This window comes from Phycisphaerae bacterium (genome assembly GCA_035384605.1).
GTDB lineage: Bacteria > Planctomycetota > Phycisphaerae > UBA1845 > PWPN01 > JAUCQB01.
The window spans coordinates 1-15,097 of sequence record DAOOIV010000119.1 but is presented as its reverse complement, the minus strand read 5'-3'; the positions used below and the strand labels follow the sequence as shown (position 1 = coordinate 15,097).

The following is a 15,097-nucleotide window of genomic DNA, read 5'->3' as shown; positions in this document are numbered from 1 at the left end:
ACGGTGGCAAGCAGGCAGAAGCCCATCAGGTGCTCGAATGTCTTCATCCATGGCCCGGCCTTGGGTATGAACCTCACCCACATCGGCTTGGCTGCCAGGATGACATACGGAAGGCTCATGCCGAAACCGGCAGTTACAAAGATCGACATTCCGACCACCGCCGGCTGCTGGGCCGCAATGGCCACAGCACCGGCCAGAAACGGCGCAGTGCAGGCCGTGCCCAGAAGCGTGGCGAGCAGCCCCATCCCGAAGGCACTCAAATGGCCTTCCCCTTCGACCTGGCCGGCCAGATCCCCGACGATCCGCGGCGGGAACAAGGCAAACACTCCGAACAAACTCAATGAAAACGCCGTCACCACCGAAGCCAGGCCAATAATCACCTGAGGATACTGGAAAAAGCCGCCCCACGTGCGTCCCAACCCGACAATCAACAAACCGAGCACGATGAAGGACAATTCGATCCCCGCGCCAAACGCAAGACCGAGCGTCAGCACGCGCATTCGGCTTTCCCTGGCCTGCTGCACGAAGGACAGAACCTTGATTGAAATCACCGGCAATACGCAGGGCATGAGATTGAGAATCAGGCCGCCAACCAGGGACATGATCAGGTAGCCGACAAAACCCAGCCCCGCCAGGGACGCCTGGATCCGCCCCAGCCATGAATCACTGGTGAGCAAGGGCAAGGAAGGCGCCGAGGTTGTTGGTCCAAGGCCGGAGGTGGGGCCGACGCCCTCGTCGGCCCGTCGATCTGACTCGCTCGGCCCGGAAGCCAACTCGCTCGGCCCGGAATCCAACTCGCTCGGCCCGGAATCCAACTCGCTCGGCCCGGAATCCTTTCCGGGCCCTATCTTTTCGCTCCGCCCGGAATCCCTTCCGGGCGTCTTCAGCTCCTGCGGCGGCATCCCCCGCCTGGCAGCCGCGAAAAGCTCCCCATGGGCCGGCTGCGGAGTCTCGCCCGCCTTGGCCACCGGCAGGACCAGCTCCCACTCCACCGCCATCGGCGGGAAACAAACCTTGGTCTGATCCGAACAGGCCTGATACGTCGCCACCCCGCGAATCCGGACCTCGCTGCCTGTCAATCCCGGCTCAGCTTCAACCGGCAGGAGCACGAACACCCGCCCGCGATATACCGACAGTTGGTCACCCGGCAGGCCGCTGGACTCGACCTTGCCGGCCGGAAAGCGAGCTCGGCCTATGTACAGGCCCTCTGTCTTTTCATGGAATACATCGGTAGGCATCAAGAACTCGCCCAGCGGCCTGTGGGAGTTGATATGATGACCCTCAGCCACGTCAAACACGACCGCCACCTCGAACTTGGTGCCGGGCTTTGCTTTGTGCGTGTCGGCAACGGCCTCCAGCCGCTTCAGGTATTTCGCTTTCTCCGCTGGCTGGGGAAGATAGCTGCGAGCGAGCTGGAACGTGTCCTCGTTGGCAGGCTCAGCTTTCACTTCCCCGCCGGCGACCGGCAAGGTGATGGCCAGTTTCTTGTTACCCAGAAAGCACGCCTTGCGGCACGCCATCCAAGTCACGTCCACGCCGACGGTGACCTGCGACCCGGCTACGGCCTCTCTGGGCACCTCTATGGGCGCGAGGATCGTCGGCTCGCCCTCGAGAATAAAGGTATGTTCGCCACCCGCGTCGACGTACCGCTTTGGAAACGGATAAGCCAACATGCCGACCCGCCAGCCCCCCGGTACCTCCCATTTGAAAGAAGGTTCAAGGCCGCCTTCACCGGCGTTCCGCCAGTAAATGTGCCACCCATCCTCAACCTTGAACCGAAGGGCCACATTGACCGTCTCTCCCGGCACCCAGGCTGTCTGTTCCGAGAGAAGCTCCACCGCTACCGACGGTGCCTTCTCCGAAGCCATTAGCCCGCTTGGGGCCACCGCCCACGCCAACAACACCATCGCCCACATAAGCAGATGTCCGAGCTTCATACGTCTCGCCCCCAGACCCCCTGCATACGCATGGAGAGCTTCTTTATGCGAGATTGTAGCCGCTTGCGTCCGTGACGCGATAGAGATACGAGAAAACGGATCGCGGGCGAGAAATGCGACTCGAGGCTGGAGACCACGGCCGCATCAAAAGAAGCAAGCCAGAATCCTGGTGCGCTGTTGCCCTGTGTGTGTAGGCTGCCGCTCTGCGGCGGTTGGTTGTCCCTCGTTCGCACCCAGCTCGGCCATGGCCGCTCCCCGCGCGCTTACACGCCCGGGCCTATTGGATGGAGCAGCTTAGAGCCATTGGCGACCGCTCCCCGCGCGCTTACATTGGACTGCTCGCGGTCATTCGCTTGGTGGTGGACAAGCCAGTGGCGTTCGAGGCAAGACCTTCAGAGGCAATAGACAAAAACACGGAGCCGGTGAGAGCCACCGGCTCCGTAACAAACAAATCGAAACCCTTAACTGTCCGTCACTCCACCCGTCTTACCGACGGCGACGAAGCATCGGAACACCAGCCAGCAGCAACAGGGCGCTAACCGGCTCTGGCACTACCCGCAGTCCAACCACGTTGACATCCGAATGCTCTACAAAGTCCGTGTCGCCGACATAGGCACCCGTCACTGTGATCTCACCCATTAAAGCGGCGGGATCCATCGGAGCCCGAACCTTCATCTCGAATACTGGCCCCGCAGCCGTAATGCCGAAGACATCGCCGAAAACGTTGAAGATCGGACCTGCCGGAAAAGACCTCGGCCAATTGCTACCCTGCCAAGCGGTATTTCCATCGGTGGCGCTCCAACCTTGGGCTACGCCGGGGGCGTAAGCGGCTACACCGGGCGCTCCCGGTATCTTATAACCGTCTGGTGCCTCTATGACCACACCCCAGGAAACCAACTCCATCCCCTGCGGGTCCAGATTAATCTGCACCATGAATTCTTCTCCCGGTGCCACGATTTTGACCGGCGAGCCACCGGAAGTAACCGAAAAGGTCGCACCATATCCAATGCCCGCCATCATCAGGACGGCCACAACCACTGTCATTCTCTTCATATTGATCCTCCAATCCTCTCTTCTCTCCAGAGAACCCTAAAACTAAAACCTTCAATCTTCCCTCCGCTGGGTCCTACATAACCCTTGCGGCCAAATCTTCTTCGCTGGGGCCCCCGCCGGGGTGTCTGTCCACCCCGGCGGCAAGAAGCAACTAATCATCTCATCACGGGCACGTGTAAGTGGGGAGCCCGACCTTGCTTTTCGCCAGCGCCACGTCGGTAGCAGAAATCGTGCCGTCGCAGTTCAGGTCGCATCGGACGTTAGCGGCAACACTCTGGCCGACCCTAGACTTCACCAATGCCACGTCGGTCGCGCTGACTCTCTTATCTTGGTTAGCGTCACCCGCAAGAGCCAACACACTGCACGTCGTATCGCCTACCGTGCACTGCGTGGCACCTGCTACGTTTATCGTATAACAGGTCTTGTCTACATTGCCCGTAACCGTCAGGATGAGCGTATCATTGGCAACCGCAGTCGTGGCAAGCGACTCAGCCGTCACGACCAGACCACCCGTAATGCTCACGCCGCCCGCAGCATAGTTGGCTTTGGTCAGATCACCACTGAACTGAATGGAGATCTTTTGTATGCCGTTATTGCGCGGTTCCACTGTAGCGGTCCCATCCGCTGGATTGAGTACAATTGCTTGCTGACCAGCAGCGCCGTGTGTTCTGAGGCTGTTCCACGCGATCGGACTCACTTCTTGGCACACCGGAACATACCCTTGCCACTCGAACACAACTTCAGCAGGCGCGATCGCTTCGGTGACCGCCTCGGCAAAGCCGCCGGCCGTACCCATATAGTCGGCTGGGATCACGTTGTTGCTGTTGGCCGGAACCGTGAGCACCAGCTTGTAAGTGCCGTTTTCCAGATTCGACATGTCAATCTGGCCTTCGGCCACAGGCAGGGCACCCAGGCCAACGTACCCATCCGGGTTCCAGACAACCATGGGTCCGGGGTTTTCAGGGCTTTGCTTGGCCAAGCCGACACCCGCGCTGTTATTGGCTGTCGAGATCGAAAACGCGCTGTACCCAATACCCATACCGCTGAGCTTGCTGGGATCCAGCGTCTCGGCACCGCTCAGTTCGACTCCGAGATTCTCGCAAATGTCCAGAATCCCGTTACTGTCGGCGTCGGTCGTGCCATTCTCTTCGGTATCATCGTTAATCAGGTTCCCGTTGCAGTCGGGGAAGTAAGCAGGGGCCTTCATGCGGCCGCCGCCATGATACTTCGTGCTCGGGAATTGTACACGATCCATGAACGCACCGCCGTCGGCCGGTACGTCATACAGACGGCCAGGACCGTTCGGTGGGCCATATTCCACAGTGAAATACCCGTCATACTCCGGATCCACGTTCCACCCCAGGCAGAATGCAGCCCGCTCGAAGGGGTTCTGGCCGGTCAATGGCGGTGGCAACTCACTACCATCGTTCATCGTGCTGAAGAACTTCTTCGGGGCCGCAGGAACCCAGTTCTCGCCATCCTGTTTGAACAACTGAATGTCGAAAACCATGTTTGCGATGCCCCCGATCATGTATTGCTCCGTTTGATCCAGGCCCGCTGCCGCCGCGACGACGTCCCAGGTCACAATGCCTGTCTGCGGGGCCGGAGTCGTCGACCCCGGGACGAACGCCTTATAGTCGCCCGCATGAACGTCGTCGGCGTAGTTTGTACCCCCGATCTCGATCGTGTAATCGATCTCGGACCACTGTGTTTGCGCCGTCGCTATGCCACCAAGCATCAAAACGATGGCCCCGATTGCAGTTACTCTCATGGTTCCTGCCTCCTCTTGAATTGCGTCGGGCCTTAGAGCTTTACCAGAACTCCGGCGAGCCCGACTAACACCTCGAAACACCAGAAACGCTTTCTCAAAGCATGCAGGCCACATGCACGCCTGGGGCTCCTCCTGCCGCAGACCAAGCCATAACCTGCCGCTTCTACGCTTCGCACACCGCCTATCCTACCGAACGCGGTCATCGATGTCCAGGGAAATCCTTGATGAGCTCTGCGCTCCTCTTCCCTTCCACCTCTCCCGCCCGCCACCGGACGAGCCACTCACTGTCGACATCAAATTGTACCCAACGCTCAGGAGACTGCAAGACCTTTTCGCGCAAATTCTCTGCAAATTCTCCCGACACATTCCCCCGTTCATGCGCGGCGAGCTTCGCTCTGCCGGGTCTTGTTCTCTCGCTTTCGTTCAACTTGGCCTTGCTCTCGAAACAACATCGCAAGGCTTTGCCTTGAAAAAGCTTATGCGCTGATCAGCCTAGCCTCAGCTTCAATGCCTGCCTTGCCCCAGAATACCCATTATCCCTATTTATCCAAACCTGCATGGCGATGATGTTCGCAGGCTGCGCCCCATCTGAAGCCACGCTGGCACGGCAGGAATGTCCATCTTTCCGGGAGGCTGCCTCGAAGCCTGATCCCCCTTGAAACGGCCTAGCTAACGAACTGGCCGGCTCGTACGGGGCGACATTATGGGGCCTGTCCTCAGGGCCATACCAAGCGCCCGAGCAGCGCCGGTCGGCGGGCGCCTGTCACCTGGGGCAGGTTACCCGGCACGCCGTCGATATACGCCTTTGCCAACATGGCAAAGCTCACGGCCTCCTTCGCCTGCGCGGAAATCCCGAATTCCTCGATTCGCCGGACAGTCGCTCCCCGCAGCTCAGCCTGCAACATGAGCATCAGCGTTGGGTTCCTGGCACCTCCCCCGCAGACGATCACCTCCATGGCAGGCAGTGCTGAGCCACCGCGAATCTTCCGCCGCCTTGCCGATAAAGTCGCCACGTCGGGCAGGAACCGGCGATAGGCTTGGGCAATCGAGCGGGCGGTCAGCGCCGTGGCTGTGGCTACCCAGTCGTCAGGACGGGAGCCGGCAGCGGCCAAATGCTTGATTTCTCGCGTCATAAATGGCTTGCCAAAATCCTCGCGCCCAGTGGTTTTTGGAGGTTTAATTTCAAAATAAGGATGTCTCAACCACTGATCCAGTACGTCGCCCAGAACCCTTCCCTTTGCCGCCCGCCGCCCGCCGCGGTCCATCGTTTCTCGGCCGCCCGTAATGCAGCGGACCACAGCGTCAATGACCATATTCCCCGGACCGGTATCGAAGGCGATAACCCGAGAGGCATCCCCTCCGGCCGGCAGCCAAGTTACATTCGCGATCCCCCCGATGTTCTGTATCGCTCGCGAGATTCTGTGATGGCGAAAGAGCGCCCAGTCGGTCCACGGCACCAACGGAGCACCCTGCCCCCCTGCTGCCACGTCCGATTGCCTGAACTCGGCAACCACCGGCAAACCGGTCCGCGCTGCCACCCTGGCCGGCTCACCCAATTGAAGAGTAACGGTCCGACCCGTCGGCCCCGGTAGATGGCAGACGGTCTGGCCAGACAGGCCGATCAAAGAGGGACGCTCGCTGCCACGAGCCAGACCGATGGCCCATGCGGCAGCCTTGCCAAACGCCTCACCCAAGTCGGCGTGAAGATGGGCAATCTCCTGCGTCGTGGTTTCGCCAGGGGCCATCACCGCCAACAGCCTTCGCCGCAGGCTGGGCGGAAAACCGGTGTGCCGATGCCACAAGAGCCGAGGCCGCATCCGGGCTCCAACCCCCTCGATCCGGACGCAAGCCAGGTCGATCCCATCACCACTGGTGCCCGCCATGAGTCCGAGAACCAACCCTACAGCCGAGCGATCGGCAGGCCTCCGAAGTCTGGAGGATCGCTTCGAGATCCGTGCGCCGGGCTTGTTCATTGGCGATCCGATCCCTGCCATTAGCAAATGCGGGAACGTCCCGCGGCCGCAACATCCGTCACGTGCACACCCTGTCCCCCGCAACTGATTGTGCTATACTGTGGGGGTAATCGCGGAGCGCCGCAAGGTAGATGCCGAAATCGATTGGCCGTGCGGTAACCCTCGGCGGCCGACAAGTTGAAGGAAAGAACGAAAGCGAAAACCGTCTGTTGATTCGCCCGATGTTGACGGCCGATGACCAAGAAAGGTCTCACCTCAGGCAGGACCTGCTCGGCTGATCGATGGGCAACCGAGTCGGTGGCGGCGTGGATTCGGTAAAGTGACCCAGGAGGGTGTGTGCATGGCAGGGGCAGAGTCCAACGCTGTTCGCCCGCCAATGGCTGTCTTTCGGACCGTCTTGACCATTTTCTTCCTCCTCCCCGCGACCTTCGTCAGGGCCGACTCGAGATGGAAGCTCATCTATTACCGTCAGTACGGCAATCAGCTCAACGCGAACAACCGGACCATCGAAAACCACTGTTTCAACGACAACGGCACCAAGGCGGCGGGTATCGGCGTGACCAACCTGTCGAACTCGGGATGGGCCATCTTCGGTACCACCGACTTCACCGGATGGAATCGCCTTAACCCGCTCGATCCCAACAACTGCGCCTACGACATCCGGATCTACGACCCGAGCACACCCACGGACCAGAGTCCGAACTTCAACTGGCAGAACACACAGCCACCCTGGCCCGATTACTACAGCTACATAACGTGGTGGATGAAGGTCTCGGACGACACCCGCGTGCGGGCTTTTCCGCAAAAGCCGGTGTATCACTACGATCTTGTAGACGGCCTCAATCAGGCCGGCGGCTTTACCGGCGGTTGCATCCCAACCGGTTGGGTCGAGGCGCCAGGTGCCAACAGCGACTATCGCGAGCTTCCCACCGGCGGCTGGGCGACCTACCAGGCTCAAACCTTCGTCGTGCCTGCAGGCATTAATCGTATCGTTGCGGCATCAGCGTTCCTGACCCGCGGGAGCTCCCCGCCGGGGCCGAAGTTCACATACCGGGCCACGATCCGAGAGGGCAGCCCGACGGGCACGCAGATCGGTCCGGCAACCGTCTCGCGCGAGGTCTTCTCAGGCGAATTCAAAGAGGTTGCGGTCTGCTGGCCACTCAACGGTGTGCCGGTTACCGAAGGACAGACCTATGCCCTTCACCTTGAGGCCACCGACGGACAAGGCTTCAACGTCTATCGCACCGTCAATAACAACTACCCGAACGGCTCACTCTGGCACGGCGATACTCACGTGGCCGAGCATGACATGGTGGCCGTCGTGGTCGGCGTCGGGTACGACGCCTCCCCGCCCCATATCAGTCGAAATCCTGCCCTCCTGACAAAGTCGGTCGTACGAAAGAACAACCTGCCGAACGACACCTTCACCATTGCTAATGGCGGAGGCGGCACACTGAACTACACCATCAACGACAATGCGAGCTGGTTGTCGGTCGACCCCGCAGCCGGCTCGTCAACCGGTGAGACGGATACGATCAGTATACTCTACGGCACGGCCGGTCTGGCAATCGGTTCCTATAGCGGTACGATCACCATCAATGCCACGGGGGCGGACAACACACCGCAAACGGTCGTTGTGAATCTGTCGGTGACCGCTCCTCCATTTGCGCCTTGCGATTTCGACACTGACCACGACGTCGATCAGGAGGATTTCGGAGTGTTCCAGAGCTGTTACACCGGGCCCGGCGTGAATCAGACGGACCCGGCTTGCTCCGGGGCGCTGCTGGATCTGGACACGGATGTCGACTATGAGGACTTCGCCAGATTCCTTGCCTGCATGGGCGGCCCGGACATTCCGGTGGACACCACCTGTGCGGACTGAGCGAGGGCCCAAACGTTGCGTGATGCGAAACCGGGTGAGTGAGGGTTGGTGAGCGAGTTCTGTTCAGATAGGAGGGTCATAATGAATACCTGCCAGCCACCTCGTTGGCTGAATGCTGGGTTGATGCGGCTTGTCTGCGTTGGCCTACTCATGCCGGCGACCGTTGCCGTCGCTGATGGAACCGTGAGCGGACAGTGCCGGTTCGAGCAGATCAAAGGAAGAAGCATCTGGTACACGAACCTGCACGAATGGAATGCCTTTTTGATCCCCAGTTGGTCGATGTTCGCAGATCCGCTGAGCTACCGCGTGGACCACGGCAACTACACTTTCACGAACCCCGCCGGCGACTACACCCTCTACGTCAATCAGCCGGAATTCTTCGGCCGGGCTAAAGTCGTCCGAGATGTACAGATCATCAACGGCCAGACGGTCACGGTTCATCCCTCACTCAACCTCGATTACTCCTGCTACTACAAAAACGAGTGGCCGAGCGGCTGGGGAACCCCCTGGTACCAGACTTTCATCGCTACGGGCACGTCGGTCAACAAGATCGTCTACTCCTGTGCGAGCGGCGATACGGGCACGATCAACGTCAGTCTGCTGAAGGACACCGGAGGCAACGTTACAACCTGGACCCAGGTGGGAGTGACCAAGTCTTCGGGAAGTAGCATCGGCGAGTCGTGGGTCGGCTACCTCAGCGGGCAACTCCCGACTGTCCCGGGCGAGCGATACGCCATCCGCCTCGCGGGAGAAGCAAGCACACCCTTTTCTCCCTACTGGCGCACCGACAACGGCGACGGCTATGCCGGCGGCCAGGCGTTTGACCCCAACGGAAACCCGCTGAACAAAGACCTGTGCATCCTCGTTTTCAGCGACAACGACGGCACCGTCATCCCCTACATGAAGACGACCGGGGGAATGGGCTCAACGGCGTGGTGGGAATGGCAATGGGGCCAGACGTTCAAGGCCACCGGCGAAGCGCTGGCGGGTGTCGATCTCTGGATCTCTCACGGCGGCGACCTGCAGTGGAACATGCGGACGGAGGTTAAGGTTTACTCCAATCCACCCACGGGCAACCCGCCCACGCCCAGCGGGCTGGTGGGTTTGGTGAAACGCGGACGCGGCGCCTGGCAGGCCGGCGGCGCCGCCATGCTCGGCATCGGCTACGCGCCGGGTGAGGTGCCTCTCGTGGCCGGCAACACATACTACATCGAGATCACACCGTACGGCGGCGACGCGATCGGCTACGAGGCTTACCGGTTCGATCAGCCGGCGGACGCCTACCCCTACGGGCACGCCTACTCAAACCGCAACCCGCAACCCGACATCGACCTGAGCATGACCATCATGGAGTACGCCGTCAGCGGTCCGCCCCCGCAGATCGAGCGCAACCCAGCCTCGTTCACCCGTAGCGTCGAGCGAGGAAAGAATCTGCCTGACGCTACCTTCACCGTCCGTAACGCCGGCGGCGGCGTAATGCCTTACACGATCAGCGACGACGCCGCGTGGCTGTCGGTCGCTCCCAACAGCGGTACGTCGTCGGGGGAAGTTGATCCCATCGGTATTCTCTTCAACACGTCGACGCTTGCGGTCGGTTCATACACCGGCACGATCACCATCAGCGCGCCGAATGCCGCCAACCCGACTGAGACGGTCATCGTCTATCTGACGGTCACACCGCCCCTGTTTGCTCCCTGTGACTTTAACACCGACCATGATGTCGACCAGACGGATTTCGGTGTCTTTCAGGCTTGCTACAGCGGAGCGGGGGTCACACAAACCGACGTCGCCTGCACCGGAGCCGACCTGGATGGCGACGGCGACGTCGACATGGATGACTTCACGCGATTTGTCGGGTGCCTCTCCGGTCCGGGTGTGCAAGCCGATACGCTCTGTGCGGGGTGAGCGATTAAGACCCTGTCCTCGGTTGGTGTGGGACCGGCGCTTCCGGCTTTGTGGGGATCTCGCCGCGGCCAAGACCGTAACGAACAAGTTCACCGTTGTGCCCGCCCGGATCTGTGCCCACGATGTCGGCAGTCGCGAGCTTCTGCCTTTTCCCGCCCGAGCAGCCTTCGGGACCTCGGGCAAGATTAGGCGCACCGATTTCGGCACAAGCTGTTCACTTACGATACACCCCTCTTGATATAAGCATGATCGCTTCCTTACAGGGTTTCACGACCGGAGCGGTTGCTGTCAAATTTCTGCAAAGTATTTGAACGATCCGGCCGCTACCGACGGTATAATCCTTTGCATGCTGACGCGACTTGCCATGATCGGTTTGCTACTCACCCAACCGCTACGAGTCTGCTTCGCGGGCGCGTGCGAGTCGGTCTGCCGATCAGAGGAGCAGCCGACGACATGCTGCAAAGGCACGTGCGCGGGGGAGGCAAAGCCGCAGTGTTGCCGGACGGCATCCGAGACGACGGAGCCGTCATGCCCCTGCACCTTCTGCCCAAACGGGCCGCGCGAGCCGGTCAACCGACCGAATAACCCCCCTTCGGTAAACGATCAGCCATCCATCGCAGCCGTCACCTGGATCTGTGCCGATGGCGACGACAAACCGAGCTTGTCGTTGCTAACAGCCAACCGGGCCGGCTCTTGTCGAAGCGTGTCCGGCAATACCCGCCAAGCCTCTCTTTGTGTCTGGCTCAACTGAGCAAGCCATCCTGGGAATACTGTGCGCCCGGAAAACCCCTGACGGGCTTCATTCGTGTATCGACGGGGCCTGGCCGTCCTGCATGGACGGAACGGCCAGGGCAGGTTTTGGACAAGCACAAGTATGTGAATTGATCTCTTCCAGGAAGACAGGAGTCTGAACATGAAACATTTTGCGATTACTCTTGTGGCTGTATGTGCGTTGGTGTTGGCTGCCTTTGCCGCCAGGCCGCTTCTGGCAGGCCCACCAGTGCCGGCCGCCGGCATGAGCTGCGGTGACAATTGCGGCACCGACAGGTACGAAACCAAGTGCGGCGACAACTGCAAATGTGGCGACAATTGCCAGTGCGGTAACGACTGCAAATGCGGCGATGAGTGCAAGTGTGGCGACGACTGCAAATGCGGCGACAACTGCAAGTGCAAATGCAAGGACAAGTCTGAGGACAAGTCCAAGGGCAAGTGCAAAGACAAGTGCAGGGACAAAAAGTGACAGGCGGCTCGCCGTGAATCGGGGATAATCCACGGCAACCGCCCGGCGGTTAAATACCCGCCGGCCGCCAACGACAGGCCGGGTCCATCAACCGATGGATCCGGCCTTCTTTGTGTCGCCATCCGCACCAAGCGAGAATGCGGTGCGCGACGATTCAGGCAGGGCTGCCGCAAGACCGATTCAGAACCCGCAGCGTAAGCGACGGCCCCGACCGGATGGCGAAGCTGCTTGGTCAGCGAGGGTCCGCGCCGACAGCCCTTCACGCGTGCAACGCGGCGCAGGCTGAAATATACTGACTGCGCGGCATGGTCCGGGCACATGGGCACGCAGGACTGCGTCACACTTGAACGGATTGTCGGCATTTGCCTGAACCCCGCTTGCCACGGCGTAGCTCGCAGAGCGAAGTCGGGAACACTGCTTGCCGCGGCGTAGCTCAAAAAGCGAAGCCGGGAACCCTTATGGAAGTGCGTCTCGCGAGAAAACACGGTTTCTGCTTCGGCGTCGAGCAGGCGATCGAGCTCGCCGAGCAAACCTTACGCGACAATCCGCCTGGCCGCGTCGCGGCCCTGGGCCCGGTGATCCACAACCCCCAAGTCGTCCGAAGACTTGAACAGGAAGGCCTCAATCAGTCCGCCCACCTCGACAACCTGGAGGCCGGTACAACCGTGCTGATCCGTTCGCACGGCGTCGGGCCGGAGATCTATGAAATGGCCCGTCAGCGCGGCATCAACCTCGTCGATGCGACGTGCAGACTCGTCAAGCGCGCCCAGACCGTGGTCAAACAACTGCACGAGGAAGGCTATCAGGTGGTCATGATCGGCGACGCCAACCACCCGGAGGTCAAAGGGGTTATCGGCTACGCCCCCAACGTCATCGTGGTCGAGCAAGAGGAAGATCTGGCGAACAAGATCCCGCCACGGGCGCGGCTCGGCATTGTCGCACAGACCACTCACGCCCCCGAGCACGTCGCCCGAATGATCGGAGCAATTGCCGCCCTGCCGTTCCAGGAACTCAGAGTCGTCAACACGCTCTGTCTGGAGGTCGTTCGACGCCAGGAGGCAGCCGTCGAACTCGCCCGCGAGGTCGACGTCATGTTCGTGCTTGGCGGCCTGACCTCGGCCAACACCTGCGAACTGGCCCGGCTCTGTCAAGGCGAAGGCGTCCGAACGTATCATCTGGAAACCTGGGCTGACTTCAGACCCGAAATGGTCGCCGGCTGCAAGGTCGCCGGCATCACCGCCGGCGCCTCCACGCCCGACGACACGATCACCGAATTCGCCGAGAACCTTCGGCGCTATAACCCGATCAAGCAGCCCGATTAGCAGCTCGCCTGCTTTGCCGCATCATCGCAGCTTTCCTTCGAAGCTTGATCAGCCGACCTTGCCGGTTGTCCTTCGGCCTCATTCGCAGGGGGACGACGGCAACAACCGGGGCCGCGACACAAGCCAGGGTCGCGAAATCGGCGCGCCCGCGCAACCCCGCCCTCAGCCGTCGCAGCCGGATGGCACCACAAGGCCCGGACCCGTGGCACAGGCCTCGAACGCGGCCAGGTCGTTCGCATCCACGTCGTTGTCACCCAGGGGGAAGCCCCACTCGGGCCGATCAAAGCAAACGCACCCGGCCAGTGCCGGGGTCAGATCCCCGGAGACGCAGATCTGCATGATCGCGAAATCCGCCTGGTCGACGTCCCCGTCGCCATCCGCGTCCGCGAAGGGATCGCGGCAGTCGGGCGAGACCACCGAAACGTAAGCGACGGAGTCGTCGAGGTTGATCCATCCGACGTTTTCTCCCCAGGCGTAGCCGCGGAAACGCCCGGCCCAATAATTGCCCGCGGGGGCATATTCGAAGCGGGCCTGCCGGCCGTAAGTGCCGAGGGCGGCCCAGGTATCGAAATTGACCCAGCCGATGTTCTCGCCCCAGCCCAGACCCGACAAGTCGCCGGTCAACGCATCGATGTTGACGCCGCAATCCTCGCCGTTGGTGTTGGCGTACGCCGTGCCGTTGGCCGGCCGACCGTTACCCAGGTTGATCCAGCCAACGTTTTCCGCCCAGACGAAACCCGAAAGGAACGAGGGATGCACCCGAACGTTCGAATTGGCCCCGTGCCAGTTAAGCCAACCGACGTTCTCGGCCCACGCAAATCGGTGATTCGGATCGATGTTGGACTCCCCGGCGGCCAATACACAGACGGTGCCCGCACAGAGTAGCGCCGCTGCAAGACGATGAACCATATCTCACCTCCTGCCGTCACCGGCTCCCTTAATGGAACCGGTGATCGCGCGGCTCAGTTGTACTCGATGATCTGGTAACTCACCCGGCGGATCCCGGTCAACGGTACTTCGTCAACGCGAATCGTGAGCGACGAAGCCGTCAGATCCATGAGGCAAGCAGCGGTGCGACCCGCAAGCGTGTTCCTCGCGTCTGACATATTTACAACGACGGCGTCGCTGAGAACGACCATGCTTTTGGAGGGCATGATCTCCGGCGTGAAGTTGGCACTGCCCTCGACCGCGCCACTGGCCAGTTCGATGACGCCCCGGACAACCTGTTTCACTCCTCCTCCTCCGCCGCCGGGGATTCCGGCGATGGCCGACGCCAACTGAGCGTGCTCCGCCGAAAGCTGCTCGAGCGTTTTCATCGTGGGGGATACCGGGCCCACGGGCGGATTAAGATCTCCGGCTTGGACCCAAAGAACGAGACACAAGCAGACCACCATCCCTGTCACGATGAGTCCGCGAATGCGACGCGATGACATAGAAGCCTCCTTCCAAACGCATTGCCACTTTTCCAATCAGACGAAAATGTCCTCCGGACTGATTCACAATCCCTCAGGACCGCCCGTAGCACCGTGCCACCTGAATCAGCTTTTGGCGGGTCATCAACCTACCAAAGATCCTTAAGACGTGCAACATAAAAAGAGGGATAGGCCTATGCTACTGAAGGATAAGAGATACCCCTATGGTATGGCAGAAATGAACTGAGGTCGGACTGGGGCGATGCTCATCCGGCGTCGGGGAAACCAATCTGGCAGCCCCCTCCAACGACGTTTTTGGGCCTCCGCCGGCTTTTCTTGGAAGCAAGGGCTGAACCCAAAGAAAAACGCCCGGCGCGTCGCAACACACACCGGGCGTTTCGTATATCAAGTTAACAGTGTGACGCCGGGCGGGGAATTGCTCCCACCGCTCACCCACTATGGGCCGAGAACGCGCTGACTCATGGCACGCCTTGTCGGACCGGCGGCCCAAGCCGACCGATCCGCCGCGAACCACGTCTAGTGATCCACTAGAAAGGAGGTGATCCAGCCGCAGGTTCCCCTACGGCTACCTTGTTACGACT

The 15,097-nt window shown here is 60.7% G+C and carries 10 protein-coding genes and 1 rRNA gene; 4 read left to right on the top strand and 7 right to left on the bottom strand.

What is annotated here, in order from left to right:
• The 4 genes from PLL20_18650 to PLL20_18635 all read right to left on the bottom strand — a co-directional run.
• Nucleotides 1-1,937 (bottom strand): protein-disulfide reductase DsbD family protein (locus tag PLL20_18650; GenBank protein HPD32015.1); only part of this gene is annotated, 1,937 nt, incomplete at its 3' end.
• A 486-nt stretch (nucleotides 1,938-2,423) separates the two neighbouring features.
• Nucleotides 2,424-2,990, bottom strand: a complete 567-nt coding sequence (locus tag PLL20_18645) for a hypothetical protein (protein HPD32014.1) — start codon at nucleotides 2,988-2,990, stop codon at nucleotides 2,424-2,426.
• 163 nt (nucleotides 2,991-3,153) lie between these two features.
• Complete coding sequence (locus PLL20_18640; GenBank protein ID HPD32013.1) at nucleotides 3,154-4,761, bottom strand: dockerin type I repeat-containing protein; 1,608 nt, start codon at nucleotides 4,759-4,761, stop codon at nucleotides 3,154-3,156.
• Between the two features lie 716 nt (nucleotides 4,762-5,477).
• On the bottom strand, nucleotides 5,478-6,734 hold the full coding sequence (locus tag PLL20_18635; GenBank protein ID HPD32012.1) for an anhydro-N-acetylmuramic acid kinase: 1,257 nt from the start codon (nucleotides 6,732-6,734) through the stop codon (nucleotides 5,478-5,480).
• A 340-nt stretch (nucleotides 6,735-7,074) separates the two neighbouring features.
• On the opposite strand from PLL20_18635, the gene PLL20_18630 reads away from it, so the two are divergent.
• The 4 genes from PLL20_18630 to ispH all read left to right on the top strand — a co-directional run bounded on the left by PLL20_18630 (nucleotide 7,075) and on the right by ispH (nucleotide 13,083).
• A complete protein-coding gene (locus PLL20_18630) occupies nucleotides 7,075-8,616 on the top strand; it encodes a hypothetical protein (protein ID HPD32011.1) in 1,542 nt (513 codons plus the stop codon).
• Between the two features lie 81 nt (nucleotides 8,617-8,697).
• Nucleotides 8,698-10,521, top strand: coding sequence for a hypothetical protein (locus PLL20_18625; GenBank protein HPD32010.1), 1,824 nt, complete (start codon nucleotides 8,698-8,700; stop codon nucleotides 10,519-10,521).
• Between the two features lie 913 nt (nucleotides 10,522-11,434).
• Nucleotides 11,435-11,761 (top strand): hypothetical protein, encoded by a 327-nt coding sequence (locus PLL20_18620; protein HPD32009.1) that lies wholly within the window; start codon nucleotides 11,435-11,437, stop codon nucleotides 11,759-11,761.
• Between the two features lie 458 nt (nucleotides 11,762-12,219).
• Nucleotides 12,220-13,083, top strand: coding sequence for a 4-hydroxy-3-methylbut-2-enyl diphosphate reductase (gene ispH / locus PLL20_18615; protein HPD32008.1), 864 nt, complete (start codon nucleotides 12,220-12,222; stop codon nucleotides 13,081-13,083).
• 162 nt (nucleotides 13,084-13,245) lie between these two features.
• Here the strand turns inward: ispH and PLL20_18610 are convergent, their stop codons facing one another.
• The 3 genes from PLL20_18610 to PLL20_18600 all read right to left on the bottom strand — a co-directional run.
• Nucleotides 13,246-13,992 (bottom strand): hypothetical protein, encoded by a 747-nt coding sequence (locus PLL20_18610; protein HPD32007.1) that lies wholly within the window; start codon nucleotides 13,990-13,992, stop codon nucleotides 13,246-13,248.
• A gap of 53 nt (nucleotides 13,993-14,045) precedes the next feature.
• Nucleotides 14,046-14,516 carry a hypothetical protein gene (locus PLL20_18605; protein HPD32006.1) on the bottom strand — a complete coding sequence of 157 codons (471 nt, stop codon included), beginning with the start codon at nucleotides 14,514-14,516 and terminating at the stop codon, nucleotides 14,046-14,048.
• A gap of 531 nt (nucleotides 14,517-15,047) precedes the next feature.
• Nucleotides 15,048-15,097, bottom strand: a 16S ribosomal RNA gene (locus PLL20_18600); the annotation flags it as partial.